Annotated in this window: 27 protein-coding genes; 17 read left to right on the top strand and 10 right to left on the bottom strand. The window is 64.4% G+C overall.

Going from position 1 to position 26,030, the window contains the following annotated elements; all coding sequences use genetic code 11:
- The first annotated feature begins 36 nt into the window (after positions 1 to 36).
- On the top strand, positions 37 to 513 hold the full coding sequence (locus GDN70_RS18325; protein WP_049806573.1) for a MarR family transcriptional regulator: 477 nt from the start codon (positions 37 to 39) through the stop codon (positions 511 to 513).
- On the opposite strand, the gene GDN70_RS18330 is transcribed toward GDN70_RS18325, so the two are convergent.
- The 3 genes from GDN70_RS18330 to GDN70_RS18340 all read right to left on the bottom strand — a co-directional run bounded on the left by GDN70_RS18330 (position 482) and on the right by GDN70_RS18340 (position 4,611).
- Positions 482 to 1,738 (bottom strand): O-antigen ligase, encoded by a 1,257-nt coding sequence (locus tag GDN70_RS18330; RefSeq protein WP_038948772.1) that lies wholly within the window; start codon positions 1,736 to 1,738, stop codon positions 482 to 484. The two genes, GDN70_RS18325 and GDN70_RS18330, sit on opposite strands and share 32 nt — an antisense overlap.
- Before the next feature lie 71 nt (positions 1,739 to 1,809).
- Positions 1,810 to 3,357 (bottom strand): undecaprenyl-phosphate glucose phosphotransferase, encoded by a 1,548-nt coding sequence (locus GDN70_RS18335; protein WP_028141408.1) that lies wholly within the window; start codon positions 3,355 to 3,357, stop codon positions 1,810 to 1,812.
- Positions 3,358 to 3,477: 120 nt separating this feature from the next.
- Positions 3,478 to 4,611: a glycosyltransferase family 4 protein gene (locus GDN70_RS18340; RefSeq protein WP_028141409.1), complete on the bottom strand. Its 1,134-nt coding sequence runs from the start codon at positions 4,609 to 4,611 to the stop codon at positions 3,478 to 3,480.
- Positions 4,612 to 4,816: 205 nt separating this feature from the next.
- On the opposite strand from GDN70_RS18340, the gene GDN70_RS18345 reads away from it, so the two are divergent.
- Positions 4,817 to 7,141, top strand: coding sequence for an exopolysaccharide transport family protein (locus GDN70_RS18345; protein ID WP_152102864.1), 2,325 nt, complete (start codon positions 4,817 to 4,819; stop codon positions 7,139 to 7,141).
- Between the two features lie 181 nt (positions 7,142 to 7,322).
- Here GDN70_RS18345 and GDN70_RS18350 read toward each other — a convergent pair whose 3' ends face one another.
- Positions 7,323 to 8,504 (bottom strand): GNAT family N-acetyltransferase, encoded by a 1,182-nt coding sequence (locus GDN70_RS18350; protein ID WP_152102865.1) that lies wholly within the window; start codon positions 8,502 to 8,504, stop codon positions 7,323 to 7,325.
- Between the two features lie 130 nt (positions 8,505 to 8,634).
- Here GDN70_RS18350 and GDN70_RS18355 point away from each other — a divergent pair, with 130 nt between their 5' ends.
- Complete coding sequence (locus GDN70_RS18355) at positions 8,635 to 9,678, top strand: polysaccharide deacetylase family protein (RefSeq protein ID WP_152102866.1); 1,044 nt, start codon at positions 8,635 to 8,637, stop codon at positions 9,676 to 9,678.
- On the opposite strand, the gene GDN70_RS18360 is transcribed toward GDN70_RS18355, so the two are convergent.
- Positions 9,662 to 9,883: a DUF2842 domain-containing protein gene (locus tag GDN70_RS18360; protein ID WP_152102867.1), complete on the bottom strand. Its 222-nt coding sequence runs from the start codon at positions 9,881 to 9,883 to the stop codon at positions 9,662 to 9,664. The genes GDN70_RS18355 and GDN70_RS18360 overlap by 17 nt on opposite strands.
- A gap of 92 nt (positions 9,884 to 9,975) precedes the next feature.
- On the opposite strand from GDN70_RS18360, the gene GDN70_RS18365 reads away from it, so the two are divergent.
- Positions 9,976 to 11,058, top strand: coding sequence for a COX15/CtaA family protein (locus GDN70_RS18365; RefSeq protein WP_152102868.1), 1,083 nt, complete (start codon positions 9,976 to 9,978; stop codon positions 11,056 to 11,058).
- Here GDN70_RS18365 and GDN70_RS18370 read toward each other — a convergent pair whose 3' ends face one another.
- The 4 genes from GDN70_RS18370 to GDN70_RS18385 form a co-directional block, all read right to left on the bottom strand.
- A complete protein-coding gene (locus GDN70_RS18370) occupies positions 11,059 to 11,403 on the bottom strand; it encodes a hypothetical protein (protein WP_028141414.1) in 345 nt (114 codons plus the stop codon).
- A gap of 119 nt (positions 11,404 to 11,522) precedes the next feature.
- Positions 11,523 to 12,803 carry an O-acetylhomoserine aminocarboxypropyltransferase gene (locus GDN70_RS18375; RefSeq protein WP_028141415.1) on the bottom strand — a complete coding sequence of 427 codons (1,281 nt, stop codon included), beginning with the start codon at positions 12,801 to 12,803 and terminating at the stop codon, positions 11,523 to 11,525.
- Between the two features lie 149 nt (positions 12,804 to 12,952).
- Entirely contained in the window at positions 12,953 to 13,537 is a 585-nt protein-coding gene (locus GDN70_RS18380; protein WP_038973477.1) for a CoA-binding protein, read from the bottom strand.
- Between the two features lie 105 nt (positions 13,538 to 13,642).
- Positions 13,643 to 14,467, bottom strand: coding sequence for an enoyl-CoA hydratase (locus GDN70_RS18385; RefSeq protein ID WP_038973476.1), 825 nt, complete (start codon positions 14,465 to 14,467; stop codon positions 13,643 to 13,645).
- Positions 14,468 to 14,552: 85 nt separating this feature from the next.
- Between GDN70_RS18385 and GDN70_RS18390 the strand changes: the two genes are divergently transcribed.
- From GDN70_RS18390 to GDN70_RS18415, 6 genes are all read left to right on the top strand, one after another.
- Entirely contained in the window at positions 14,553 to 14,981 is a 429-nt protein-coding gene (locus GDN70_RS18390) for a PaaI family thioesterase (RefSeq protein ID WP_028141418.1), read from the top strand.
- A 158-nt stretch (positions 14,982 to 15,139) separates the two neighbouring features.
- Positions 15,140 to 15,604 (top strand): 50S ribosomal protein L13, encoded by a 465-nt coding sequence (rplM, locus tag GDN70_RS18395; protein WP_008137961.1) that lies wholly within the window; start codon positions 15,140 to 15,142, stop codon positions 15,602 to 15,604.
- Position 15,605: 1 nt separating this feature from the next.
- Positions 15,606 to 16,085: a 30S ribosomal protein S9 gene (gene rpsI, locus GDN70_RS18400; protein ID WP_008547917.1), complete on the top strand. Its 480-nt coding sequence runs from the start codon at positions 15,606 to 15,608 to the stop codon at positions 16,083 to 16,085.
- Positions 16,086 to 16,314: 229 nt separating this feature from the next.
- Positions 16,315 to 17,535, top strand: coding sequence for a diguanylate cyclase (locus tag GDN70_RS18405; protein WP_028141419.1), 1,221 nt, complete (start codon positions 16,315 to 16,317; stop codon positions 17,533 to 17,535).
- Between the two features lie 61 nt (positions 17,536 to 17,596).
- Positions 17,597 to 17,836: a hypothetical protein gene (locus GDN70_RS18410; protein WP_038948765.1), complete on the top strand. Its 240-nt coding sequence runs from the start codon at positions 17,597 to 17,599 to the stop codon at positions 17,834 to 17,836.
- 101 nt (positions 17,837 to 17,937) lie between these two features.
- On the top strand, positions 17,938 to 18,234 hold the full coding sequence (locus GDN70_RS18415; protein WP_028141421.1) for an antibiotic biosynthesis monooxygenase: 297 nt from the start codon (positions 17,938 to 17,940) through the stop codon (positions 18,232 to 18,234).
- A 61-nt stretch (positions 18,235 to 18,295) separates the two neighbouring features.
- Here the strand turns inward: GDN70_RS18415 and GDN70_RS18420 are convergent, their stop codons facing one another.
- Entirely contained in the window at positions 18,296 to 19,432 is a 1,137-nt protein-coding gene (locus GDN70_RS18420; protein ID WP_085968110.1) for an AI-2E family transporter, read from the bottom strand.
- A 141-nt stretch (positions 19,433 to 19,573) separates the two neighbouring features.
- Between GDN70_RS18420 and GDN70_RS18425 the strand changes: the two genes are divergently transcribed.
- The 7 genes from GDN70_RS18425 to GDN70_RS18460 all read left to right on the top strand — a co-directional run bounded on the left by GDN70_RS18425 (position 19,574) and on the right by GDN70_RS18460 (position 26,002).
- A complete protein-coding gene (locus GDN70_RS18425) occupies positions 19,574 to 20,272 on the top strand; it encodes a hypothetical protein (RefSeq protein WP_038948763.1) in 699 nt (232 codons plus the stop codon).
- A gap of 91 nt (positions 20,273 to 20,363) precedes the next feature.
- Complete coding sequence (locus tag GDN70_RS18430; RefSeq protein WP_161966431.1) at positions 20,364 to 21,137, top strand: gamma-glutamyl-gamma-aminobutyrate hydrolase family protein; 774 nt, start codon at positions 20,364 to 20,366, stop codon at positions 21,135 to 21,137.
- 1,122 nt (positions 21,138 to 22,259) lie between these two features.
- On the top strand, positions 22,260 to 22,496 hold the full coding sequence (locus GDN70_RS18440) for a hypothetical protein (RefSeq protein ID WP_028141426.1): 237 nt from the start codon (positions 22,260 to 22,262) through the stop codon (positions 22,494 to 22,496).
- A 300-nt stretch (positions 22,497 to 22,796) separates the two neighbouring features.
- On the top strand, positions 22,797 to 23,336 hold the full coding sequence (locus tag GDN70_RS18445) for a TRAP transporter small permease subunit (protein WP_028141427.1): 540 nt from the start codon (positions 22,797 to 22,799) through the stop codon (positions 23,334 to 23,336).
- Complete coding sequence (locus GDN70_RS18450) at positions 23,333 to 24,937, top strand: TRAP transporter large permease subunit (RefSeq protein WP_038948762.1); 1,605 nt, start codon at positions 23,333 to 23,335, stop codon at positions 24,935 to 24,937. Before GDN70_RS18445 ends, GDN70_RS18450 begins: the two co-directional genes overlap by 4 nt.
- Before the next feature lie 188 nt (positions 24,938 to 25,125).
- Positions 25,126 to 25,335 (top strand): hypothetical protein, encoded by a 210-nt coding sequence (locus GDN70_RS18455; RefSeq protein WP_028141429.1) that lies wholly within the window; start codon positions 25,126 to 25,128, stop codon positions 25,333 to 25,335.
- Between the two features lie 133 nt (positions 25,336 to 25,468).
- Positions 25,469 to 26,002, top strand: coding sequence for a transposase (locus tag GDN70_RS18460; RefSeq protein ID WP_028141430.1), 534 nt, complete (start codon positions 25,469 to 25,471; stop codon positions 26,000 to 26,002).
- The last annotated feature ends 28 nt before the right edge of the window (positions 26,003 to 26,030 follow it).

Genomic DNA, 26,030 nt, shown 5'->3' on the forward strand with positions numbered 1-26,030 from the left:
GCGCGCAACGCGCTGCTGCAGGAGCTCGAGGACGCCATGCGCCGGTCGTCAGCGCAAGGCGTGCTCTATGGGCAAACCGTTGCCAACGTTGCCGGAATCGCCAATTCCGATCTCGAATGCATGGACATCCTGTATCTCGAAGGACGCGTCACTGCAGGGAGGCTCGCCGAGGTCACGGGCCTCACGACCGGTGCGATCACCGGCGTGGTCGACCGGCTCCAAAAGGCCGGCCTGGTTCGCCGTGAACGGGATGAGAAGGACCGCCGCAAGGTCTTCATCGCGGTCGTGCCGGACGCGGCGATGAAGATCGGCCAATTCTACGTGCCGATGCAGCAGGCGATGGAAAAGGTATTCGGCGGCTATTCCGACGAGGAATTGAGGCTGCTGCTGCGTTTCGCCAACGAGGGCTACAAGGGTGTGCTCGCGGCAACCGAGGCGCTGAAGAGCCTGCTCGACACGCCGCCGGAAAAACGTCCGGCTCTCAAGCTGAAGACGCGTCCTCGCCAGCCCTGATCTTGCAGATCTGCGCGGCCGCGATCATGCCCCACATCGCGCCCAGCATCATCCAGAAGTGCCGCCAGTGGTCGGTGTCGATCACGAAGCTTTCGCCGACGGTGCCGACGAAGGCGGAGAACACGGCGAGATAAGCGCGCTGCCAGGGCACCGGGACGAAGATGTGCCGGAAGCCCATGATGACGGTGGTGAAGACCAGCGCGGGATAACACACGCCGGACAGCCAGCCGCCGGACATGAAGGCGTTGAGATAGGAGTTGTGGGTGTCCTCGGGGAAGAAGCGGTGGAATTGCAGGGGGCCGATGCCGAACGGCAGGTCGAGCGCCATCTCTGCGCCCAGGATGTGGCGGCCGAACCGGCCGAAGCGGCCCTCGTCGTAGCTCTGGTCGAAGCTCGCGCGCTGCTTGAACATCTCGGCGGTGGAATCGAACGACAGCAGCACCGCGATCAGCGCGAGCCCCAGCACGGCGGCGACGATCGCCATGATGATGATGCGCGAGCGCTGCGCGTTGGTGCGGCTGGTCAGCACCATCAGCGCCAGCATGAAGGCGGAGGTCAGCACGAGGCCGCCCCAGGCGGCACGTGAGAAGGCGAGCAGGATCGCGAGCGACATGATGCCGAAGGCGATGACGTTGCGGAACGCCTTGCCGAGCTTGTCCGAGACCACGCTCTGCAGCGCGAACAGCGCCGGCAGGATCAGGAAGGCGCCGAGCACGTTCGGGTCCTTGAACGTGCCGCGCGCGCGGCCGTAGAGCGTGAGGAGGTCGTTGCCGCCGGGCACCAGGTGGAAATAGCCGGCGACCGCCAGCAGTGAGGCGATCATCGCGCCGACCACGAGGCCGCGGCGGAGCATGTCGAGCCGGGCCGCGGTGTCCTCGGACGTGACCATGGCGAAGAAGACCACCGTCACCGCCATGTACCAGGAGGTTGCGATCCAGCTCACCACCTCGGGCTGCTCGAACAGCGGGATCGCGCTGATGGTGTAGCCGACATTGAGCAGGACCAGCATCAGCACCAGCGGCATCAGCGCGAGCCGCAGCCGCAGGCCGGTGGCGAAGAACGTGACGGCTGCGAGCAGCGTCATGATCTCGTAGGGGCTCGGCTCGATGAAGACGACCGCCCCGGAGGCGCCGACCAGCCACACCAGCGCGCGCTGCAGCGCCAGCACGCCGGGCGCAGCCGGTACGGCTACGTTCACTCCACCGGCTGTCGCCGCATACGCCATCACATGCTCACGCTATTCGGACGCCAAACACCGCTGTCATCGCCCGGTCAAGCCGGGGCATGACGGAAAACTCAATACGCGTTCTCGTTCTTGGTCAGCAGCGAGATCGGCGTCTTCAGGAGAATGTAGAGGTCGAACAGCACCGACCAGTTCTCGATGTAATAGAGGTCGAACTCGACGCGCTTCTGGATCTTCTCCTCGTTGTCGATCTCGCCGCGCCATCCATTGATCTGGGCCCAGCCGGTGATGCCGGGCTTGACGCGGTGGCGGGCGAAATAGCCGTCGACGGCTTCGTCGAACAGCCGGCTCTGCAGCTTGCCCTGCACCGCATGCGGGCGGGGGCCGACCAGGGAGAGATTGCCGGAGAACACCACGTTGAAGAGCTGCGGCAGCTCGTCGAGGCTGGTCTTGCGGATGAAGCGGCCGACGCGGGTGACGCGCGGATCGTTCTTGGTCACGACCTTGGAGGCCGTGGGATCGGCCTGATGGTGGTACATCGAGCGGAACTTGTAGACGTCGATGCGCTCGTTGTTGAAGCCGAAGCGCTTCTGGCGGAACAGCGCCGGGCCGGGGCTGTCGAGCTTCACCGCCAGCGCCACCAGTCCCATCACCGGCAGCGCCACGAGCAGCGCGAGACTGCCGACGACGCGGTCGAACAGCCATTTCATCACCAGATCCCAGTCGGTGATCGGCGCCTCGAACACGTCGAGCGTCGGCACCTCGCCGAGATAGGAATAGGAGCGGGGCCGGAACCGCAGCTTGTTGGTGTGCGCGGAAAGGCGGATGTCGACCGGCAGCACCCAGAGCTTCTTCAGCATTTCCAGGATGCGCGTCTCCGCCGAGATCGGCAGCGCGAACAGCACGAGATCGACGCGGGTGCGGCGGGCGAATTCGACGATGTCGTCGACCTTGCCGAGCTTGCGCGCGCCGGCGCAAGTGTCGAGCGCGCGGCTGTCGTTGCGGTCGTCGAACACGCCGAGCACGTGGATGTCGGAATCCTCCTGCGCTTTGAGCGCTTCGACCAGCTGCTCGCCGTTGCTGTCGGCGCCGACGATGATGGTGCGGCGGTCGAGCCGGCCCTGGCGCGCCCAGCCGCGCACCAGCGATCGCAGCACCAGACGCTCGGCAAGCAGCGCGGCGAGCCCGAGGAAATAGAAGGCGGCAAGCCACAGCCGCGAGATTTCGCTGCCGTATTTGGCGAAGAAGGAGATGCCGATGAACAGCAGGAAGACGAACGACCAGGACGAGATCATCCGTGTCATCTGCCGGAGCTGACCGCGGAACAGCTGCACCTGATAGATGTCGGCGGCCTGGAAGCAGATCACGGCTGCGATCGATACGGCGATGACCTCGGCGGGATAGACCCAGCTGAAGCCGGAGAGCGGCATGACGTAGCCGACATAGAGCGCGATACCGACGAGGCTGAGCAGCGCGAAGTCGGCCACGCGCACGAAGCCGGCGATCACGATCGGCGAATAGGCGCGGGCGACCTTCTGGTTGACGACGTCGAGGGCTGCGGGCGAGAGCCGGCGGCGGCGCTCCACGAAGGGTTGGTCAGCGGGTTTCGCCGCGGCACTGGTCGCGGCATCGAGCATCGAGCGTGCGTTGAGCGGTTCCACGGGCGTCCACGTCCATTTCAAGCACCCGCGGGCCAATGGCGTTGGCGCCCCGGGCGGCATCCCCCGGTCCTTCGATTATCGAACAAATCGGAAGATTTTCTAAAGCGGGCTTAAGGATGGTTAATGATTGGCAAATGCATCGCGATAGCCGGCGATCACGCCGTCGACCATGGCGGCTTGCGAGAAATGCGCCGAGATGCGTTCGCGCAAGGACACGGCGCGCTGCGCCGTTGCGGTGGGATCGTCGAGTGCGGCCGCGATCGCCTCGGCCATGGCCTCGGAATTGCTCGGCGCGAACAGGGCCGGACTGTCGGAGCCGAAGATCTCGGGAATGCCGCCGATGCGCGATGCGATCATGGGAATGCCGGCCGCGCCGGCCTCGATCACGACATAGGGCATGGAATCGCCGCGCGAGGGGACGACCAGCAGCCGCCCCTTGGAGAAGCCGTAGCGCGCCTTGACGTGACCGATGAAGCGGATGGCGCCGGACAAACCGAGCTTCTCGACCTGCGCCTTCAGCGCCGCCGTCTCCTCGCCGTCGCCCCCGAGCGTCAGCGTGACCTTCTTGCCGCCCTCGTGCAGGCGCGCCACGGCATCGACCAGGAGATCGGCGCCCTTGATGTGCCTGAACTCGCCGACATAGGCGAGGTCGGTCGCATCGTCGGTGGTCACGACCGGCTCGAACTCCTCGGGCGTGACGCCGTTGAAGACGCAATGCACCACGCCCTTGGGCGTGCCGACGATGCGTTGATAGGTGTCGCGGGCAAACGCGCTTTCGAACAGGAACAGGTCGGTCGAATCCATCAGCGAGCGCTCGAGTCGCGCGTAAAACTCGCCCTTCAAGGTGTTGAGGGGATAATGCAGCGAGCCGCCGTGCGGCGTGTAGATGCGGATGGTGTCGTCGGAGCGTCGCCGCATGCGGATGAAGGCGCCGGCCTTGGCGCCGTGGCCGTGCATGACGTCGGGCTTCAGGGTGGCAATCAGGCGCCGCATGCGAAGCCACACCAAAACGTCGTCCGGAGAGGGCTCGCGGCGGATCGCCATCCGGTGCACGCCGAGCTTCAGCCGCGGCGCGAGCTCGGCGAGGGCCTTGTCGGCGCGCTCGCCGCCGGTGAGGCTATCGGCGAGGATGCCGACATGGTGGCCGCGGTCGACCTGGCCGTTGGCGACGTCGAGGATGTGGCGGAAGATGCCGCCGACCGGAGCACGCACGGCGTGCAGGATACGAAGCGGCCGGTCAGGAGAGGGGGGCATGAATCAAAACCAGCGCTCGACGGCGAATGCCGAACAATTCCTAGGAAAATATCGAGACGGATTAAGGGGCCTCGTGGTTAACAAACGGTGACGCGTGCGCCTGCGCAAGTCGCCGCATGCCGCGATTAACCCAGCGGCAACCTTAATGGAGTGTAATCGCCGGGGTTGAGGTAGCTTAGTGGCGTTGCCCCTGCGGGAGTGTTCGATGCGTTTAGCGTTCTGGCGTGCCGGCAAGGACAAGGCGGTGGTTGCGCGGGCTGTTGGAAAGTCCAAGGCCGAAGTCGCGCCCAAAGCTGACGTCAAGGCTGAAGTCCAAGTCGAGCCCAAGATCGAGCAGAAGATCGAAGTCAGGCCTGCGCCGATCGTCACGAAGCAGGCCCAAGTCGAGTCCGGCGATATCGACCTGCACGCGCTCGGCGCGGCATTGGCGCGCAAGCGCGGCTGGATCATCGTGCCGACGGTGCTGGCGCTGGTCGCATCCTTTGCGATCGTCAATCTCGTCACGCCGCGCTACAAGTCCGAATCGCGCATTCTCATCGACGGCCGGGAGAACGTGTTCCTGCGTCCGAGCAGCGACCGCGCCGAGGAGCGGCAGGCGCTCGACGCCGAGGCCGTCACCAGCCAGGTGCAGCTGGTGCTGTCGCGCGATCTCGCGCGGGAGATCATCAAGAAGAACAAGCTCGCCGAACGCCCCGAGTTCGATCCGGTGCTGCAGGGCATCTCGCCACTGAAGTCGCTGGCCGCGATGATCGGTATCGGCCGTGATCCGTTCTCGATGACGCCGGAAGAGCGCGTGCTCGACGCCTATTACGAGCGCCTGCAAGCCTATGCCGTCGACAAATCGCGCGTCATCGTGGTCGAATTCCAGTCCGCCGATCCGGATCTTGCCGCCCGCGTCGCCAATTCGATCGCCGACGGCTATCTGGTGCTCCAGCAGAATGCGCGCCAGGACCAGGCCAAGAATGCCAGCCAGTGGCTCGCCGGCGAGATCGAGAGCTTGCGCAAGAAGGTCTCCGACGCCGAGGCCAGGGTGGAGGACTTCCGCTCCAAGTCGAGCCTGTTCATCGGCACCAACAACACCACGCTGTCGAACCAGCAGATGGGCGAGGTGAACACCCAGCTCAACAATGCGCGCTCGCTGAAGGCGGATGCGGAATCCAAGGCTAGGCTGATCAAGGAGATGCTCCAGAGCGGCAAACCGATCGAGGCATCCGAAGTCGTGAACTCCGAATTGATGCGGCGGCTGTCGGAGCAAAGGGTGACGTTGCGTGCGCAGCTCGCCGAGCAGTCGTCCACGCTGCTCGGCAATCACCCGCGCATCAAGGAGCTGAAGGCGCAGCTTGGCGACCTCGACAATCAGATCCGCGACGAAGCGGCCAAGATTTCCCGCTCGCTCGAAAGCGACGCGCGGATCGCCAGCGGCCGCGTCGATGGCCTGACCGTGAGCCTCGAGCAGCTCAAGAAGCAGGCGACCTCGACCAACGGCCAGGACGTCCAGCTCCGCGCACTCGATCGCGAGGCCAAGGCGCAGCGCGATCTGCTGGAAGGCTATCTCGCCAAGTACCGCGAGGCCAATACCCGCGAGACCATCGACACGGCGCCGACCGACGGCCGCGTCATCTCGCGCGCCATCGTTTCGAACACACCGGCCTACCCGAAGAAGCTGCCGATCGTGCTGATCGCGACGATCGCGACGCTGCTGCTTTCGTCCGGCGTCGTCGTCACCGGCGAGCTATTGCGCCAGACCGCACCGCGCGCTGTGGCCGCGGTCGGCCCGGCGCAAACGCAGGCACCGGTGCGCCGGGAACCGGTTGTCCAACCGGTCGTCCAGCCGGTTGTGCGGCCCGAGGTCGAGCCGATCGCCGATCCGGTCATGGCAGAGGCCGCGCCGCTTCAGCCGGAGATGACTGATCATGCCGACGTCACCGAATTCACCGAGATCGAAAATCTGGCCGGCAGCCTGCGCGCCGCGGGCGCTGCGGCGAAGAAGGTCACGGTGCTCGGCACCGCCTCCGGCGAAGCCATTACGCTGTCGACGCTGACGCTCGCCCGGCATCTGGCGCGCGAGGCGCGCGTCGTCGTGATCGATCTCGCTGCGTCCTCGCCGACGATTGCCGCGGTGTCCGTCGATGCTTCGGCGCCCGGCCTTGCCGAGCTGATGCAGGGCCAGGCGTCGTTCGCGCAAATCATCACCCGGGACAAGCTGTCACGGCTCCACCTCGTCATGGCCGGCCGTCCCGGCTTCGACCGCAGCGTGCTGCAATCGCCGCGGGTGACGCTCGCCATCGACGCGCTGCTGCGCGCCTATGATCACGTGCTGGTCGACGCCGGCAGCGCCTCCGACCTTCCGGCCGAGCTGCTGACGGCGCATGCCCGCGCCGTCGTGGTGCCCGATGCCTCGATGGCGAGCGATGCGCGCACGCTGATGTGCGAGCAGCTCCGGGCGGTCGGCTTCAGCGAGGTGACGATGCTGAGCAAGCCCGTGCAGGCTTCGGATGCGGTCGACGCGCCGCGCGTGGTGGCGGCGTAGGCGTTTCTTTCTCTCTCCGCGCACTCGGAATCGTAGGGTGGGCAAAGGCGCGTTCGCGCCGTGCCCACCACCTATTCGATACAGTAACAGAAGACGTGGGCACGCTTCCGTCTTCGCTCTGCGAGCTACGGCGGACAAGTCGCTTTGCCCATCCTACGATATCGGCGTTCGCGGAGAGGCTTTACCCGAACGCCTGCCGTAGTCGCCTGGCCAGATCAAACAGCATCTGGTTCTGCTTCACCAGCCGCTTGCCGTGGCTGAGCGAGGACATCGCCATCGCCGCGAGCTTGCCGCGCGAGGTCAGCGGGACAAAACTGTCGAAGATGTCTTCGTCGTCCTTGCAGAACATTCGCTTGTAGTCGTCCGAACCGATACCGAGGTCGAGCGAGCGGTAGCCGCGCTCGCCGTAGCGATCGATGATGTAGCGCATCAGGATCAGGCCGGGGCTGTAGCGGGCGTGCTCGGACATCGTGTAGGTGTTGAACATCATCGAGAAGCGCTCACCGTCGGCGACGCCGGCGAAGATCGCGATCACCTCGTCGCCGCATTCGAGCGCGTGGATGTCGATGACGCGGCCTTCGCCGCGCGGCGCAAGGCAAGCGCTGCGGACGAACTGCTCGACGCCCGGCTCGGCGAAGACGTTTGGAAGCTTCTGTTCTGCCATCCGCACCGGCTTGACGCGGAAGAACCAGTCGAGCAGGCGGGTGACGTCCGCGTCTGACGTGGCAAGGTGATAGCGATAGCCGGCGAGCGCCTGGAGCTTCTTTTCCTTGCTCTTGAGGCGGCGGCGGAAGGAATTGCTGATCCGCGATGCCGGCGGCCCGCCCGGCTCCAGCACCAGTTGCGGGCAGCCGTTGATCGGGCTCTGCCGCGGCAATAGGGCAAACGGGTTCTGCTGGCCGTGCCAGCGCTGCGGCTGCTGCGTCAGCGCGAGCACGTCGATGTGCTCGCGCAGCGGCGCAAGCAGCGTATCGAGATCTGCGGCAGTGGTCTGCGCAGCACACGCGGCGTTCCACAGGCCCATGTTGAAGGTCGTATGCTTGCCGCCCATGAAGCAGGCCGTACGCACGCCGTGGCTTTGGCGCAGCGAGAGCGGCAGCAGCATCAATGGCGTGTGATCGGCGTCGCGGCCGATCACGACGAAGGGCCGCGCGCCCTCGCGCTCGCCGACCAGTCGCTGCCAAGGGCTCAGCAGATCGAACCGCTGATAGGGCGTGAAGAGATGGCCGGGCTCCTCGAAGGCGCGCCAGACCGCCTCCGCGGCGCCGAGATCGGTGACGATATCGACATGCGCGATACGGCTCGCTTTCGACCGCGCTGGCGCTTCTGCCGTCCGGCTTTGCATCGCCGCAGCCATGGTCATTCGCGAAACCTGTCGAGAAATCAAAATAGACGTAATTCGGCCTGTGGCCGACCTTTGCAAAGAAATGTCAACAAAGGGTAAGGACAATGGAGAGGGAACGGGCGCCTTCAGGGCGCGAAGGGTCAAGATTTTGGCATCCGACGACAGATGGCTGGAACGGCTGCGCCTCGAGCTGGCCTGGTTCACCGGCCAGGCTGCGCTGCGCAGCCGCGGTGCCGGCGCCATCCTGCGCTTTGCGCGGGTGCGGCCACGGCGGCGCGGCGGGTTTCAGCCGCTGCGCGCGGACGAGATCACGCCGCAATTTCTCGACCGCGCCGTTCGCGCGTTGAAGCGCTGGAACTACGATTTTCTCGGCATGGACGAGGTCTGCCGGCGCGCGGTGACACTGCCGGAGAAGCGGCGTTTCGTGGCGCTCACTTTCGACGGCGCGAACAAGGATCTGATCGACTTTGCCTATCCGGTGCTGGCGCAGCACGCCGTGCCCTTCACGATCTACGTGCCCACCGCGTTTCCCGATGGCGTCGGGCAGGCCTGGTGGCTCGGGCTCGAACAGGTGATCGCGCGCGAGAGCCGCATCAATCTGATAATGGGTGAGAAGGAGCAGCGCTTCACCGTCACCGGCAATGCCGAGAAGAAGGCGCTGTTTTCTCATCTCGAGAGCTGGCTGCGCTCGCTGTCGCCGGCGGATCTGTCGGCCGCGATCGCCGATCTCTGCACGCGCTACCGGATCGATCTCGCCGCGCTCTCGCGCGAGGCGTCGATGGATTGGGAGGATCTGGCCAAGCTCGCCGCCGATCCGCTCGTCACGATCGGCAGCGCTACGGTGAACTATCCGGTTCTCGCGAACATGAAGGATACGGCAGCCTCGCGCGAGATGGCGATGGGCAAGGCCGTTGCCGAAGCGGCCTTCCGCCGCGATGTCAGGCATCTCGCCTTTCCGTTCGGCGATCGTACCTCGTTCCGGCGCGGCCACGTTGTGATGGCGGAGGAGGCGGGCTTTGCCAGCGCGGTGTCGACGATCCCGGGCATCGTGGACGCGGAGGGGCGGACCAATCTGCGCGCGCTGCCGCGGATTTCCTGGGACGGTCGCGTGCGCTCGCTGCGCATGTTGCGCGTGCTGGTGTCGGGTGTTGCGTTTGCGCCGGTGAGGCCGACCGCTACGAGCCAGACTTGATGCGATCAGGTCGCTGCATCCAGCTCACGATCGGCATCGCCGGCAGCACCCAGCCCATGCCGACCACCACGTAATAGATCGCCTGCCGCCAGCCGGACTCGGCGATCCACGGCATCTGCGCCGCCGCCATGCCGAGCAGGGCCCAGACCGTGGCCAGCACCAGGAGCAGGATGGCGCCGAGGAACTTGCGGGTGCGGATCGTCATGGCTGACTATTACGGCCTTCGCGTAACTTGCGCTGCGGGAGCGGGGGACTATAAGGGGCACGCAGTCCGGTTCAAGCCCTGGTTTTAGCGCCTTGACGACGAATTCCGTTCCAACCAACTCGCATCGCGCCGTGCGCTGGTGGCTGATCTCCGTCGCCGCGCTGATCGCGCTGATGGTGCTGGTCGGCGGCGCGACGCGGCTCACGGAATCCGGCCTTTCGATCGTCGAATGGAAGCCGGTCACGGGCAGCGTTCCGCCACGGTCGGAGGCGCAGTGGACCGAGGCGTTCGAGGCCTACAAGAGAATCCCGCAATATCGCGAGCTCAACGCGGGCATGAGCCTGTCCGAGTTCAAGCAGATTTTCTGGTGGGAATGGAGCCACCGGCTGCTCGGCCGTTTCATTGGCGTCGCCTATCTCTTGCCGTTCCTGTTCTTCCTGTGGCGCGGTGGCCTGTCCGGTGAATTGAAACGTAGACTGTGGCTTCTATTCGCGCTTGGCGGTCTCCAGGGCGCGGTCGGCTGGTGGATGGTCGCCTCGGGTCTCACCGAGCGGGTCGAGGTGTCGCAATATCGGTTGGCGACGCATCTTGTGCTCGCGCTCCTGATCTTTGCTGGCATCGTCTGGACGGTGCGGCGGCTCAAGGAGCGGCCGCAGATCGCGGCGTCTGCGCGGTTGCGCTTCACGGGCGCGCTGCTCCTCGTCGTGACGTTCGTGCAGATCTATTTCGGTGCGCTGGTTGCGGGCCTGCGCGCCGGGCGCGCCTACAACACCTGGCCGCAGATCGACGGCGCGTTCATTCCCTCGGCCGAGCGGCTGTGGTTCGAGACCCCGTGGTGGCGCAACATGTTCGACAATGTGCTGACGGTGCAGTTCGAGCACCGCATGACCGCCTATGCGCTGTTCGCGCTGGCCGCGCTGCATGCGATCGACGCGGTGCGTTCGCGCGCAGGTGCGGCCGCAAGCGGCGCGCTCTGGCTGTTCGCGGCGGTGAGCCTGCAGGCGGTGCTCGGCATTCTCACGCTGCTCAACCAGGTGCCGATCGACCTCGCGCTGTCGCATCAGGCCGTCGCAATCGTCGTGTTGACGCTCGCGGTGATGCAGGTGGAGCGGCTCGCTTCGCGGCGATCTGCGGAGGCGCAGCCGCGTGCGGTTCCGATTAGCCAGCCCGGCTGATCAGCAATAGCCGTAGATGCCGCACGCGTAGGGTAGGCGCCAGAAATAATCGACCTGCTTCCCGCCGTAATACGCGCCCTGATAGTCGTAGCTCCAGGGGCGGCCGTAGTAGCCCGGCAAGGTGTGCGAGCCCGGCAGCAGCGGCGTGCCCGGCAGATTGCGGATATAGCTGCCGATGCCATAGGCCGGCGAGATCAGCGCATCCGGGTCGGTATCGACATAGACCTGCGGCGGCTCCTGTGGCGGAGCGGCGGCGCGCCGCTTCGGCGTGGCCGGCAAGTCAGCGGCAACGGCGGCTGAAACCGTCAGCATCGCCGCAAGGGCAGGCACCATCCAGCGCAGCATCGTCGGCTCCGAATCAAAAGGGCGATCCAAGGACGATGTATGGGGCAGATATGGTTAATGACTGTTAACCGGGACGTCATTCCGGGGCGCATTCAGGCGTCCCGGAATGACCGGGAAAGCTACGCCCCCAGCGCCTGTTCCAGATCGGCGATCAGGTCTTCCTTGTCCTCGATGCCGATCGAGAGCCGCACCACGTCGGGGCCGGCGCCGGACTTCACCTTGGCGGCGTCGTCGAGCTGGCTGTGCGTGGTGGACGCCGGATGGATCACCAGCGAGCGGGTGTCGCCGACATTGGCGAGATGCGAGAACAGCTGCAGTTTCGACACCAGGCTGACGCCGGCGTCATAGCCGCCCTTCAGGCTGAAGGTGAACACGGCGCCCGCGCCCCTCGGTGCGTATTTGCGCGCGAGCTGGTTATACTTGTCGCTTGCCAAGCCCGCATAGCTAACCGACGCCACCGCCGGATGGCCGGCGAGGAATTCGGCGATCGCTTTCGCATTGTCGCACTGCTTCTGCATGCGCAGCGGCAAGGTCTCGATGCCGGTCAGGATCATGAAGGCGTTGAACGGCGACAGCGCGGGGCCGAGGTCGCGCAAGCCCAGCACGCGGCAGGCGATCGCGAAGGCGAAATTGCCAAAGGTCTCCTGCAGGCGGATGCCGTGATATTCCGGCCGCGGCTCCGACAGCATCGGATATTTGCCGCCCGTCGACCAGTCGAAGGTGCCGGCATCGACGATGATGCCGCCGAGCGAATTGCCGTGACCGCCCAGGAACTTCGTCAGCGAGTGCACGACGATGTCGGCGCCGTGGTCGATCGGGCGGATCAGGTAGGGCGAGGCCAGCGTGTTGTCGACGATCAACGGCACGCCCGCCTTCCGCGCCACCGTCGAGATCGCCTCGATGTCGGTGATGCTGCCGGCGGGATTGGCAATGGACTCGATGAAGATCGCCTTGGTGCGCGGCGTCACCGCGCGCTCGAAGCTTGCGATATCGTCGGGATCGGCCCACACCACGTTCCAGCCAAAGCTCTTGAAGGCGTGCGTGAACTGGTTGATAGAGCCGCCATAGAGTTTTCGCGCGGCGATGAACTCGTCGCCGGGCTGCATCAATTGCTGCAACACCACGACCTGTGCGGCATGGCCCGAGGCCACCGCAAGCGCGGCCGTGCCGCCTTCGAGCGCGGCGACGCGCTCTTCCAGCACCGCGTTGGTGGGATTGCCGATGCGGGTATAGATGTTGCCGAACGCCTGCAGGCCGAACAGCGAGGCGGCGTGGTCGGCATCGTTGAACACGAACGACGTCGTTTGATAAATCGGAGTCGCGCGCGCGCCGGTGGTGGGGTCGGGCTGTGCACCGGCATGCACGGCGAGGGTTGAAAATCCCGGAAGGCGATCGCTCATTGAGGGCGTCCTGTTCTCTTGGTCTGAAATCGCGCGGCATGCTGATGGGCGCCGCGCTCGGCGTCAAGGCGCCGTGTCACATCAAGACCATTTGGGAATGATCTTGCTACGCATTGTCGCGTTGGCAAAATGAATCCCTCGCAATTGCGTCAGCTTTGCTCGGTCTTGTTTTTGGCGGCACGATCGGAGGCCGCAGTGTCGCCGCCGCCGACGCTCATCCGATTGAGGGATAGCCGCATGCCTTGCGTCGGTGCCGGCGCGCGCTTGGAGCTGAGCGTGCGCGAATTCACGCCCATCCAGGAGATCTCGGACGACAGGCGGCCATATTCGATCTTGGGGCAGCGGTTCATCACCACCTTGATACCGACCGACTCGGCTTTCGCTGCCGCCACGTCGTCACGTGCGCCAAGCTGCATCCAGATCACCTTCGGCAGCGGGTCGAGCGTGAGCGCTTCCTCGACGACAGGCATGATGTGGCTGGAATTGCGGAAGATGTCGATCATGTCGATGGGACGGCCGATGTCGGACAGCGAGGCGATGAAGGGCTTTCCGAGCAGCTCCTTGCCGACATGGCCGGGATTGACCGGGATCATGTCGTAGCCACGCTGCGCCAGATATTTGAACGCGAAATAGCTCGGCCGCACATTGACCGGCGAGGCGCCGACCATCGCGATCGACTTCACGCTGTTGAGGATGGCGCGGATGTAATTGTCGGAATAGGCGTCGTGGTTCATTTGTTCTTTTTCCTTGTCATTGCGAGGAGCGAAGCGACGAAGCAATCCAGTCTTTTTCCGCGGAGGGATTTCTGGATTGCTTCGCTTCGCTCGCAATGACGAATTCTATTCATCCCGCCATGTCGGCGTGCGCTTCTCGATGAAGGCGCCGATGCCTTCCTCGGCATCGCGTGCCATCATGTTCTCGGTCATTACCTCTGCGGCATAGCGATAGGCATCCGCAAGGCTCATCTCGGCCTGGCGATAGAACGCCTCCTTGCCGAGCTTGACGGTGTAGGCCGATTTCAGCGCGACCTGCTCCGCCAGCGCGATCGCGGCGTCGCGTTCGGTGCCGGCGGGCACCACGCGGTTGATGAGGCCGATCTCGCGGGCGCGCGCGGCCGTAACAGGCTCGCCCGTCAGCAGCATCTCCATCGCCTGCTTGCGCGGCACGTTGCGCGATAGCGCCACCATCGGGGTCGAGCAGAACAAGCCGATGTCGACGCCCGGCGTTGCGAATTTCGCGTCCTCCGAGGCGATGGCGAGATCGCAGCTGGCCACGAGCTGGCAGCCGGCCGCGGTCGCGATACCCCGGACGGATGCGACCACAGGTTTTGGCAGGTGCACGATCGCCTGCATCATCGCGCTGCAGGCGGTCATCATCTCGGCAAAGAAGGCGCGGCCACGATCGGGGTCAGTGCGGCGCGCGGTCAGCTCCTTCATGTCGTGGCCGGCGGAGAAGGCGGGACCGTTGGCGGCGATCACGACACCGCGGACGGCCTTGTCGCTGCTGATATCATTGAGCTCGGCATGCAGGCTTGCGATCATCGCCGCCGACAGGCTGTTGCGCGCGGCGGGGCGGTTCAGCGTCAGTACGGCGATCGGGCCTACGGTCTCGCGCAGCAGGATCGGCGGTTGCGGGGAGGGAGCGCGGGCAGCCTGGGCCGACATCGAAGCGTTTCCGTTGGATTATTGCATTTGAATGACGCAGATAACTTAATGTAACAGGGCAAGTGAAGCGAGGGTGGGGAACAGCATGGCGTTAGCGAAAATGAGCGTGGCAGAGGTCGAGCAGTTCCTCCGCCACGAGTTTCCCCAGGCCTTCAGCGGCGACGACATCACGATCGAAAGCGCGGACGGCCAGACCTGCCTTTTGCGCCAGCGCTACAGCGAAAGGATGCTGCGACCGGGCGGAACCGTGTCCGGCCCGACGCTGATGGCGCTGGCCGATTTCGCGATGTACGTGGTCCTCCTGTCCGCGATCGGGCCGGTCGGGCTCGCCGTCACCACCAATCTCAACATCAACTTCCTGCGCAAGGGCGGGCCCGGGCAGGACGTGCTGGCGGAGGCGCGGCTGCTCAAGCTCGGCAAGCGGCTGGCGGTCGGGGAGGTGAAACTGTTGTCCGGCAGCTCGCCCGATCCGATCGCCCATGTCACCTCAACCTATTCCATTCCAAATGTTTGAGCTTTTTGCAGGTAATATAGCACCATATTTTTAAGTCATTGATATTGTGGTACTAATTTCCGCTGCCGGGCATTGACCGTTGCGTGTCTCTTCTCTAGAAAACCGCGCAGTCCGGTGCGGTGTTCGCGCCGATGCTCCCCGTCCACGGAAACTCTGACATGAAAACCTTTTCGGCAAAGCCGGCTGAGGTGACGAAGAAGTGGGTGCTGATCGACGCCAAGGGTCTGGTCGTCGGCCGCCTCGCCACCATCGTCGCCATGCGCCTGCGCGGCAAGCACCTCCCGACCTACACCCCGCACGTTGATTGCGGCGACAACGTCATCATCATCAATGCGCAGCATGCGGTCCTCACCGGCCGCAAGCGCGAGCAGAAGACCTATTACAAGCACACCGGCTATGTCGGTCACGTCAAGGAGCGCACCGCGCGCCAGATCCTCGAGGGCAAGCATCCCGAGCGCGTGCTCGAGAAGGCCGTCGAGCGCATGATCCCGCGTGGCCCGCTCGGTCGCGTCCAGATGGGCAATCTCCGCGTCTATGGCGGCGCCGATCATCCGCACGAGGCACAGACGCCCGAGAAGATCGACATCGCCAAGTTGAACCGCAAGAACACGAGGGCCGCATAACATGGCCGAATCCATCCAGTCGCTCGACCAGCTCTCGCAGCTCAAGACGGCGGCGGCGCCCGATGCGCCCAAGCACGAGAAGAAGGTCGACAAGTTCAACCGCGCCTATGCCACCGGCAAGCGCAAGGACGCGGTCGCCCGCGTGTGGATCAAGCCGGGCGCCGGCAAGGTCACCGTCAATTCGCGCGAGGTCGAGGTCTATTTCGCCCGTCCCGTGCTGCGGATGATGATCGAGCAGCCGTTCTCCGTGGCCGCGCGTTCGGGCCAGTACGACGTGATCTGCACGGTTGCCGGCGGCGGCCTGTCCGGCCAGGCCGGCGCGGTCCGTCACGGCATCTCCAAGGCGCTGACCTATTTCGAGCCGGAGCTGCGCTCTGTGCTCAAGAAGGGCGGCTTCCTCACCCGCGACTCCCGCGTGGTCGAGCGCAAGAAGTACGGCAAGGCCAAGGCCCGCCGGTCCTTCCAGTTCTCGAAGCGTTAATCGCTTCGGTCACATTCGCCGCGAAAGCGGCTTCAATGAGATGCAAAAGGGCGCTGATTTCAGCGCCCTTTTTGTTGTTCGTTTGTATGCAAATTGATGGCGTGTTTCCCGAAAACTTGGCCTCCCGCGAAAACCTGAATGGAACTCGCGCGACCTAGCGTCGCATTCGGAAGGGCGCGCAAATCGGCTGGGCCGGTCGCGCAACTGCTATGTTCTAGAGGGGGCCGACATGATGTCGCTCGATAGCATCACGCTCTATTTGGTCGCCACCATGGTTGCCGCACTGCTCGGCGCCATGATGGTGTTTTTCGGCAGGCAGGAGAACAGCCCTGCACTGAAATGGTGGGGCACCGCGTATCTGCTCGGTGCCGCCTCCGTCGCGCTGTGGACCGCGGCCGGCGACAGGCTGGGCCCGCATCTTTACCTTGCGCTGAACGCGGTCGGCTTCGTCGCCTGCGGCATGGTGTGGAATGCGGCGCGGGTCTTCCACGGCCGCAAGCCGAACTGGCCGGGTCTCGTGCTCGGCGCGCTCGCCTGGGTCGCCGCCGTCACGCTGCTCGACCCCGAGGCATCCATGTTGCGGATGATCATCGGCGCCGGCATCGTCTCGGTTTACGCGGCATTGACCGCCAGCGAGCTCTGGACCGAACGGCGCAAGAGCCTGCAGCGGCGCTGGCCGGCCTTCGTGATGCCGGTGATGCATGGCTGCGTGTTGATGCTGCCGGTCCTGATCGGCAGCTTCCTGCGTCCGCACGATGCCGGCTTCTCCCAGAGCATCTGGGTCAAGGTGTTCGCGGTTGAACTCATCCTCTACGCCGTCGGCACCGTGTTCGTGATCTTCATGCTGGTGTCCGAGCGCACCGTGACCGCGCACCGCACCGCCGCGTCGACCGATCCCCTGACCGGCATGCTCAACCGGCGCGGCTTCTCGGAAGCCTGCGGCCGCGTGATCGAGCGCGAGGCCAAGGCCGGACGTCCCGTGACCGTGATGATCTTCGACATCGATCACTTCAAGTCGATCAACGATCGCTTCGGCCACCCCGCCGGCGACGAGATGCTGAAGCTGTTCTCCACCGTCGTCGTCAGTAATTTGCGCATCACCGACATGTCGGGCCGCATCGGCGGCGAGGAGTTCGCCGCGCTGCTGCCGTGCTCGCTGGAGGAGGGCGTGCTGGTCGCCGAGCGCGTGCGCGAGGCGTTCGAGACCTCCGGCGTCGTAGTCGACGAAGGCCCGGTCGACACCACCGTCAGCATCGGCGTCGCCGGCGGGCCCGCCGGCACCGAGCTCGAGGTGCTGCTGGCATCCGCCGACACTGCGCTCTACCAGGCCAAGCGCGGCGGCCGTAACCGCGTCGAGGCGGCGGAGGAGCTGCCGCTGTCGCTGGAGAACTGGCGCCGACAGAGCGCCGCGCGGATCAGTGCGCCGCAGCCGCGGCCGGCCACCGCCTGAGACGCGGGGGCAGCACCCGCGGTAATCCTCTGTTTACCATTCGATCCCTACCATTGCGGTCATGGAATCGATCCGTCGACAGAACCCGCAAGCTGCCCTGATGTCGCTCGAAGCCGCTGCGGCCTCGGCACGCAGCGGCTTCGCCTGTCTGTTCTCCACTGCGGATGAATACGAGAGCGCGCTGATCACCGAGCGCCGCGCGCAGGGGCGTTACACGCAAGGCCGCCGCAGCTACTGGCCGCTCGCGCTGTTCATCGGCTGCGCCCTGATCGTGGCGGGCACCGTCCTGCTGCTGATCTGAGAGACCTGCATTTTTGGGCCGACCAGGGCGCCGTTTCGGCGCCTTTTTCTTTCTTGCTGCCTGCGCTAGACACGCCCATCGAACAAAAAGGGTGGAAACCGATGATCACCGAGATCGCGCAAATCGACGTCAAGCCGGGCAGCGAGAAGGACTTTGAGGCCGCCGTCGCCAAGGCCAGGGCCGCCTTCGGCCGCTCCAAGGGCTTTCACGGCTTCGAGCTGCACAAATCGATCGAGAAGCCGCAGCGCTACCGGCTGATGGTGAAATGGGCGACGCTGGAAAATCACACCGTCGATTTCCGCGGCTCGGAAAACTTCACCGAATGGCGGGGCCTCGTTGGCCAGTACTTTGCCTCGCCGCCCGAGGTGGAGCACACCGAGACCGTGCTGACGACCTGAGGGTTTATTTCTGGAGCATGATCTTATCGGAAAACCGCTGCGCACTTTTCCGGATCATGCTCTAGGCCGCTTCTGCCAAAGGCGGCGCCTCATAGGTCTTGAAATGGTCGATCATGACCTTGGCGATGGCGACCAGCGGCAGTGCCAGCGCCAGGCCCCAGATGCCGAACACGACGCCGAGCACGATCTGGAACGCGAACAGGGTGGCCGGCGGAATGTCCAGCGCCTGCCGCTGCAGGATCGGTGTCAGCACGTAGCTCTCCATGGCGTGCACGCCCATGAAGAGCAGAAAGGCCGATAGCGCCGGGATCCAGCCCGAGGCGAGGCTCGCCAGCACCACGACGACGCCGGCGATGATGGCCCCGATGGTCGGGATGAAGGCGAGCAGGCCGGCCTGAATTCCCAGGATGAACGAGCTGGGGATGCCGATGATGGCAAGCCCGATCCAGGTCACCACGCCGACCGCGAGCATGACGATGATCTGCGCGATCAGCCAGCGCTCCAGAGTCTCACTGATGCGATCGATGATGAGGGCGACGCGGGTGCGGTGCCTGGCAGGCGCCAGGAATAGCAGACCATCGTGATAGACGGCCGGCTGGGCGGCGAAGGCGAAGCCCAGGAACAGCACGATGAAGATGTTGCCGACACCGTGGATGGTGCCGAGCAGCAGCTTGAAAGTCTGGCTCACGATCGCCCCGCCACTGGAGGCCAGCGCGCCGGCGCCGGGCAGGGGACCGCGCGAGGGCGCTGCTGGTGCGGGCGCCGTCTCCGACGGCGCAGTGGCCGAGGCGTCGGTCGCGCCGTTGCCGAAATCGAAGAAGCTGGTGTCGATGCCGTGGTTGTCCAGGAAGGACTTCACGTTCCCGATCTGCGACTTGATGGTCTTGCTCAGCAGCGAAGCCTGTTCGGCAATGGTGGCGCCGCCGAGATAGGCGATGCCGGCCAGCATCAGGGCGAGCGCGGTGCAGACGATCGCGAGCCGCACCGGATGCGGCAGGGGCACGCGGCGGCCGAGCGCGCCTGTCAGCGCGTTGAGGCCGAGACCGAGCAGCATGCCGGTGAAGATCAGCAGCAGGGTGGCGGCGAAATACCAGGTGAAGGCGAGCAGCGCGGTGAACAGCACGACGCCGATGCCCCCGACCGAGATCGCCCAAGCGAGGTCGCCGCGGGTCCGGGAGCGTTCATCTTTGGACGACATGGTCACATCGGGTCCTTTTCAGCGCAATGCGCGCTGCACTCTCCGGGCAAACGCGCTTCGGATCAAGACCGCGTCAACACGCTGGTTTGACGTCGGCGTGCCGACGGTGCAGAGCGATGAGGAAAGAGCAATGGGGGCGGTTTGAGCTTCATCAGCAAATGGGCCGGTCTGCTCGGGCTTCTCGCCGTGCTCGTGGTCGGCGACCAGATCCGGATCAACCGGCCCGGCCACAAATTTCGTCTCACGGTCGAGGTCACGACGCCTGACGGGATCAAGGCCGGATCCGGCGTTCTGGCCGTCGTGCCCGACCGCAACTATAACCGTGGCGGCCGCACCACGATGCGCGGGGAGGCGGTGTTCGTCGATCTCGGTCAGAGCAAGAATCTGGTGGCATTGCTGGCGCACCGGCAGGACGCCAAGCTGGACTTCGACGACATCAACTATGTCGCGCTCCGTGCCTATGGCGCCGCGCGCGGCAACCGCGTCTCGTTCAACGATATCCACCGGCAGACCGGCGTTGTCCCGGTGCAGGCAGACCTCGTGCCGGTGCTCGTGAGCTTTGGCGATCCCAAGGATCCTAAGACGGCCCGCCTTGTCGCCGGCGACCATGCGGAGGCGGTTCTGGGCGAGGGCTATGCGATCCGGGGCATCACTGCCGAGGTCGAGCCCAACGGGTTCTGGCCGATCGATTTCGGTGGGGTGCTCGGAGAGCCCGTGACGCGCGGCATCGATGCGAAACTGCCCTGGCTGGCCGCCCCGGGCGATCCTGCCGCAACCGCACTGCAGGCCGCCGGGCTGCCCGCCGGGGGCGAGGCCCGGGAGGCATTTGCGCGAAAATAGCATTGCCGTCCCGCGATCCCTTCTGTTGAATTTGTTCCAGCCCAAGGGCATGTTTGGAGAATCTTCTTATCGGAGAGGCGCGGAACGACAGATGAGAAAGCCGGTCGTCGGCGTGATCGGGAATGCCTATCGCGTCGAAAATCGATTTCAGGTCCAGATGGTCGGCGAGCGCAATTTGCGCGCCGTGGCCGAGGTTTCCGGTGGCCTGCCGATGATGTTCGCGGGCGCGCCTGATATCACCGATATCGGCGCGCTGCTCGACGTGGTCGACGGCATCGTGCTCACCGGCGCCCGCGCCAACGTCCATCCGACCCGCTTCAATGTCGATCCCTGCGAGCGCCACGAGCCGTACGATATCCATCGCGACGAGGTGGCGCTGGCGCTTTCGGTCGCCTGCGTCGCCCGCGGTGTGCCGCTGTTCGGCATCTGCCGCGGCCTCCAGGAGATGAACGTCGCCTTCGGCGGCTCGCTGCATCCCGAGATCCGCGAAATTCCCGGCCGCATGAACCATCGCATGCCCAGGCTCGAGAACGGCGAGATCCACCCCGATCCGACCGTGGTGTTCGCCGACCGTCACGACGTCGAACTGACGCCGGGCGGGGCGTTCGCAAAACTGCTCGGCTGCGAGAAGATCAGGGTCAATTCGCTGCATGGCCAAGGCATCCTCGATCCCGGCAAGCGCGTGCTGGTCGAGGGCGTCGCCGAGGACGGCACCATCGAGGCGATCCGGATCGCGGAAGCCCCGACCTTCGCGCTCGGCGTGCAATGGCACGCCGAATACGATCCCCAGCGCAATCCGGTCAACCGCAAGCTGTTCGAAGCCTTTGGCGAAGCCCTGGTCGCGCGGCAACGCGCGGCGGCGTAGGGTACTCTCGTGTCCCGGACAAGCTGCAACGCGTATGCGTTGCGGCGCAGGGCCGGGACCCAGCGCCGCACCGCGCACCGCTGTGACGTGGGCCCCGGCTCTGCAGCGCACCGCTAAGGGGCGCTGCGCTGCGTCCGGGGCACGAGAGGCGGCTGAGGCGCTTTCTCCCACCGTCATTGCAAGCGTAGCGACTTGTCCGCCGAAGCCTTGGCGAAGGCGGAAGCAATCCAGAATCTTTCCGCGGTGGGATTCTGGATTGCTTCGTCGCAAGAACTCCTCGCAATAACGGAGCAAGGTGCATCGTCGGCATCTCCACGCTCTCAGCGCAACTCGCAGACACGCCTTCGCGCTCTCGCGGCGCGTTTCGCCCGAGGCTTGCTGTCGTTCGCGCTCCTTGAAGACCAAAGGGCGCAGGGAAGGCCGGGCGCCGGCGGCACCCGCAAGTCCGTGCGCGACGAAGATGCACACGGGGTGGACCACAGGTGATGCCGGTCGCCCGGCCTTCCCTGCGCGGCTGGTTTTAACGGTGTCCTTCGTGCTCTCCTCGGGGAGCGATGCACTATTGCCCCCGTCGCCTTGCGGGATGATCGATGCGCGTGCCCGGTCGGGCCGCCGCATCACCGCAAGCCTTGACGCACAGACCCCGGGCGTCAGGACCACACGACTTCTCCGTCCGCGGACGATCCCGCCGAAATCCCGGAAGGCTTGCGTGTGCTCGCCCTCTGGCATCGACGAAACCGCTGTGACCGCGCCGTGTCGTATCGCGTGGCCTGAGGACTCACGGTTGCCCGCCCTGTCATCATGCCGAGCCGCGCCGGCGCTACCGCGTCCACCGCCACCCGGCCCGCATCTCGTGACGATCGCGAAGCGCCCCTTTGGCAGGGGCCGGGATGGGCGAGGGTATGCCACAAATCCGAAATTCGGGAAAGCGGAATATTTTTGCGCCAAGGGCTTGACCGGGTGTTTTGCCCGACGCGTCTCGGGGAGTGATCCCCATCGCTGACCGAGCGGACCGGAAGGGATTGCGCTATCCCAATGCCGGTAGCTGCTTTATCGGGAAGACTTGTTTGGTGGATTTGGCAGATACAACTAAAGTTCTGCCCAAGACGGAGGATGACCTTCATGAGCAGACCTGTGAAGACGGAAAGCGAACTGATCGCCATGGCGAAGGCCGAGTTGAAGGTCCACGCCGATTGTCCCGATGGAATGACAATCTCGATCCTCCGAGATGGTACTTCCTGGGAGTTTCGAGCCAGCGCGGACCAGGCCACCTCGGACCGGCCCGGCTACCCTGAATGCGTTGCCATGCTGGTCCAGATCGGTGATCACCTCTGCAAGCAGTACGACGTGGAAGGGTAGGCGCGCCCGCGCTTCGACCATGCCCCGCAGGTCAACCCGTTAAGCACTGCGACGATGTTTTAGACCCCGCTGCGGCAAACTGTCCAATTTTCCTGTTGACCCGGAATTGGGCGACGGTAATGGTGGCCTCGCTTCACGCGGCGGGCGAGACCTGAACGTGTCTTGTCTTGCCCAAAACAAGAACGGGCGGAAGCATCAGGAGGGGAACTAGCTCCCGCGCAGAAATGGAAGGCTGCTGCTGCAGCGCCATGGTCCTGCTCGCCTGGGGGGTAGCACTCAGCGAGCGGGGAAAAGGCATCGATGCGCCCATTGTTGGCGGTAAGTACGGCTATCGACTGGCTGAATGAAAAAGTCGGCAACGTCTGCAACGTTTTGGTGCTCGCGGCCTGCGTGGTCAGCGCTGCAAATGCGATGATCCGTTATGCCTTCAGTTACAGCTCCAACAGCTGGCTCGAGACGCAGTGGTATATGTTCGCCGTCGTCGTGATGTTCGGCTCGTCCTATACTTTCAAGCGTAACGAGCATGTGCGCGTCGAAATCATGTACCTCATGCTTTCCGAGCGCGGCCAGCTGTGGCTCGACCTGATCGGGACATTGGTATTCCTCGTCCCGGCGTGCCTGCTCCTCAGCTACCTCTCATGGGCGATGTTCCACAACTCGTTCATCATCGGCGAAATGTCCAACAATGCCGGCGGCCTCCTCCGGTGGCCGATCAAATTTGTCCTGCCTGCGGGATTCTTCATGCTGGCTTTGCAAGGCGTCTCGGAGGCCATCAAACGCATTGCGGCCTTGCGTGGTGAAGTCACGATCGATGCGAAATACGAGCGGCCGACCCAATGATCACGATTGAAATGATGCCGCCGATGATGTTCGGCGGGCTGGTCCTGGCCATGCTGATCGGATTTCCGGTCGCCTTCACGCTGGCCGCTCTCGGGCTTTCGTTCGGATTTCTCGCGATTCACGAGGGATTTTTCGGGTTCAGCTTCCTCCAGGCCATCCCGGAGCGCATCTACGGCAGCGTTCTGGCCAACGAGCTGCTGCTGGCAATTCCTTTCTTCACGTTCATGGGCTCGATCCTCGAACGATGCGGCCTCGCCGAGGATATGCTGGATTCAATGGGGCAATTGTTCGGTCCCATTCGCGGCGGCCTCGGCTATTCCGTGATCATCGTCGGCTTCATCCTCGGCGCCATCACGGGCACCGTGGCGGCGCAGGTCATCGCGATGGCGCTGATCTCGATGCCGGTGATGATCCGGTACGGCTACAACATGCGCTACATCACCGGCGTGCTCGCAGCCTCCGGCACCATTACCCAACTGGTGCCTCCCTCGCTGGTTCTGATCGTGCTCGCGGACCAGCTCGGGAAGTCGGTCGGCGATATGTATCTGGGCGCCTGGGGCCCCTCGATCCTCCAGATCGCACTGTTCGCCGGCTACACGTTTGCGCTGAGCGTGATCAAGCCGGGCCATGTTCCGGCCGTGCCCAAGGAAGCAAGGACGCTCACTGGCTGGGCGCTCTGGCGCAAATGCCTTTTGGGCATCATTCCGTCCGCCGTCCTGATCTTCGTGGTGCTCGGTACGATGATGCTGGGCCTCGCCACCCCGACCGAAGCAGGCGCGATGGGCGCCGTCGGCGCGATCGTCCTTGCCGTCATCCATCACAAGGATTTCAGCCTGGCTGGCCGCAAGATATTGCTCGTCGGCGTTGCGGCGGCGGGTGTCGGCACCATCATCGGGATCTACTTCACGCAGAATCTGGCGTTCAAGATCGCCTTCGCGATTGCCTATCTCGCCGTCGCCTGGGTCTGCATCGAGGCGGTCAGGATTCCGGACCTGCGCACCCTGGTCAAGCAGGGCTACGAGACCACGATGCGCATCACCTGCATGGTGACGTTCATCCTGATCGGATCGACCTGCTTCTCGATCGTCTTTCTCGGTTGCAACGGTGGTGTCTGGCTGGAGCACATGCTGACATCGCTGCCGGGCGGGGTCTGGGGATTCCTGATCTTCATGAACCTGTTCATCTTCTTCATCGCCTTCTTCCTCGACTTCTTCGAGATCGCCTTCATCATCATCCCGATGATCGCGCCGATCGCGCAGAAGCTGCTCACTCCCGTCGTCGGGGCGGATGCTGCCTTGATCTGGTTCGGTGTCATGCTCTGCGTCAACATGCAGACCTCCTTCCTGCATCCGCCGTTCGGCTTCGCCTTGTTCTACCTGCGGGGTGTTGCGCCGAAGGAGGTCAAGAGCTCGGACATCTATTGGGGCGCTATGCCCTGGATCGGCCTGCAGGCGATCATGGTTGCGGTCGTCATCGCATTCCCGATCACGGTCACGGGGCTGCTGGATGCTCCGAGGAAGGTGGATCTGGACAAGATCAAGATCGAAATTCCGGACATCGAGCTGCCGCCGCCGCTTGATTTCGGCCAGCCGAAGAATTGAGGAAGTATCTCCGCCCGGGGATTGATCCAAAGATATTGGAGGGCTGCCGGTGACCTGCGAACGCTGCCCTTGCACGGGGAGCGGCGGATCTCGATTGCGACGTCGCAACTGATCAGCAGGCTGGCGGAGTAGACGGTCGCCTCGCGCTGTGGCTAAGTCCGGGCCCAGAGCAGCGAAAGGGGCGCCCGATGCCGTATTTCCCGTCTGGACACGACCGAGACTTCCGCGTCTGCAAGGTGCTTGCCGACCTGTTTTGCGCAATCTTGCTCGGGACCTTTTCCATCGTCTTCTTCGGCTGGGTCGGCGGCATTGTCGCGTTCGTTGTCCTCGAAGTGTGCCTGATCGGGCTCGATTGGCTGATCCCGAGCACGGACGACGCGGCTGGCGTTGTTCGCTAAGGGCAGCGATGAAGCGCAGCGCCACCGTCACGGTCCTTCTCCTGCTCGCATCCTCCGCATTCGCCCAGAGCGGGCCGTAGGGCGGATTAGCCGAAGGCGTAATCCGCCATCTTGTCTTGATTGGGCAGCTTCAATGCCAAACTATCGCCGTGCATTTGTTGCGGGTGGTTGCTGGTTCTTCACGGTCAATCTTCTCGACCGCAAGCAGAGGCTGCTCGTCGAGCACATCGCAGCGCTGCGCGCGGCTGTTGCAGCGACGCGTCGGGACTATGCTTTCGCGATCGATGCGTTTGTCGTTCTTCCGGACCACCTTCATGCAGTCTGGACGCTTCCGGACGGCGATGCCGATTTTTCCATGCGGTGGAGATTGATCAAGACGCGCTTCGCGAAGACCTTGCCGAAGACGGAGCCTTTGACCGCGGTACAGATCGCAGGACGGGAGCGTGGCATATGGCAGAACCGATTCTGGGAGCACCTCATCCGCGACGAAACCGACTACGCACGCCATGTCGAGTATTGTTACATCAATCCCGTGAAGCATGGTTATGTGACCCGCGTGTTGGACTGGCCGCATTCGTCGTTCCACCGAGATGTCGAGGCGGGCCTGTTTCCTGAGGATTGGGCAGGAGAGAGCAGCACGGACGGTGACTTTGGCGAACGCGCGTGAGCGTCGCGAGCAGTCGGCGGATTACGCC

Source organism: Bradyrhizobium sp. TM102 (genome assembly GCF_009176685.1).
Taxonomy (GTDB): Bacteria; Pseudomonadota; Alphaproteobacteria; order Rhizobiales; family Xanthobacteraceae; genus Bradyrhizobium; species Bradyrhizobium ottawaense.

Excerpts from the sequence above, each read along its gene's own strand:
- GDN70_RS18325 (WP_049806573.1), top strand. The coding sequence starts at position 37 with ATGCGCCGGTCGTCAGCGCAAGGCGTGCTCTATGGGCAAACCGTTGCC.
- GDN70_RS18330 (WP_038948772.1), bottom strand. The coding sequence starts at position 1,738 with ATGGCGTATGCGGCGACAGCCGGTGGAGTGAACGTAGCCGTACCGGCT.
- GDN70_RS18340 (WP_028141409.1), bottom strand. The coding sequence starts at position 4,611 with ATGCCCCCCTCTCCTGACCGGCCGCTTCGTATCCTGCACGCCGTGCGT.
- GDN70_RS18345 (WP_152102864.1), top strand. The coding sequence starts at position 4,817 with ATGCGTTTAGCGTTCTGGCGTGCCGGCAAGGACAAGGCGGTGGTTGCG.
- GDN70_RS18350 (WP_152102865.1), bottom strand. The coding sequence starts at position 8,504 with ATGACCATGGCTGCGGCGATGCAAAGCCGGACGGCAGAAGCGCCAGCG.
- GDN70_RS18360 (WP_152102867.1), bottom strand. The coding sequence starts at position 9,883 with ATGACGATCCGCACCCGCAAGTTCCTCGGCGCCATCCTGCTCCTGGTG.
- GDN70_RS18370 (WP_028141414.1), bottom strand. The coding sequence starts at position 11,403 with ATGCTGCGCTGGATGGTGCCTGCCCTTGCGGCGATGCTGACGGTTTCA.
- GDN70_RS18375 (WP_028141415.1), bottom strand. The coding sequence starts at position 12,803 with ATGAGCGATCGCCTTCCGGGATTTTCAACCCTCGCCGTGCATGCCGGT.
- GDN70_RS18380 (WP_038973477.1), bottom strand. The coding sequence starts at position 13,537 with ATGAACCACGACGCCTATTCCGACAATTACATCCGCGCCATCCTCAAC.
- GDN70_RS18385 (WP_038973476.1), bottom strand. The coding sequence starts at position 14,467 with ATGTCGGCCCAGGCTGCCCGCGCTCCCTCCCCGCAACCGCCGATCCTG.
- GDN70_RS18390 (WP_028141418.1), top strand. The coding sequence starts at position 14,553 with ATGGCGTTAGCGAAAATGAGCGTGGCAGAGGTCGAGCAGTTCCTCCGC.
- rplM (WP_008137961.1), top strand. The coding sequence starts at position 15,140 with ATGAAAACCTTTTCGGCAAAGCCGGCTGAGGTGACGAAGAAGTGGGTG.
- rpsI (WP_008547917.1), top strand. The coding sequence starts at position 15,606 with ATGGCCGAATCCATCCAGTCGCTCGACCAGCTCTCGCAGCTCAAGACG.
- GDN70_RS18405 (WP_028141419.1), top strand. The coding sequence starts at position 16,315 with ATGATGTCGCTCGATAGCATCACGCTCTATTTGGTCGCCACCATGGTT.
- GDN70_RS18410 (WP_038948765.1), top strand. The coding sequence starts at position 17,597 with ATGGAATCGATCCGTCGACAGAACCCGCAAGCTGCCCTGATGTCGCTC.
- GDN70_RS18415 (WP_028141421.1), top strand. The coding sequence starts at position 17,938 with ATGATCACCGAGATCGCGCAAATCGACGTCAAGCCGGGCAGCGAGAAG.
- GDN70_RS18420 (WP_085968110.1), bottom strand. The coding sequence starts at position 19,432 with ATGTCGTCCAAAGATGAACGCTCCCGGACCCGCGGCGACCTCGCTTGG.
- GDN70_RS18430 (WP_161966431.1), top strand. The coding sequence starts at position 20,364 with ATGAGAAAGCCGGTCGTCGGCGTGATCGGGAATGCCTATCGCGTCGAA.
- GDN70_RS18440 (WP_028141426.1), top strand. The coding sequence starts at position 22,260 with ATGAGCAGACCTGTGAAGACGGAAAGCGAACTGATCGCCATGGCGAAG.
- GDN70_RS18445 (WP_028141427.1), top strand. The coding sequence starts at position 22,797 with ATGCGCCCATTGTTGGCGGTAAGTACGGCTATCGACTGGCTGAATGAA.
- GDN70_RS18450 (WP_038948762.1), top strand. The coding sequence starts at position 23,333 with ATGATCACGATTGAAATGATGCCGCCGATGATGTTCGGCGGGCTGGTC.
- GDN70_RS18455 (WP_028141429.1), top strand. The coding sequence starts at position 25,126 with ATGCCGTATTTCCCGTCTGGACACGACCGAGACTTCCGCGTCTGCAAG.
- GDN70_RS18460 (WP_028141430.1), top strand. The coding sequence starts at position 25,469 with ATGCCAAACTATCGCCGTGCATTTGTTGCGGGTGGTTGCTGGTTCTTC.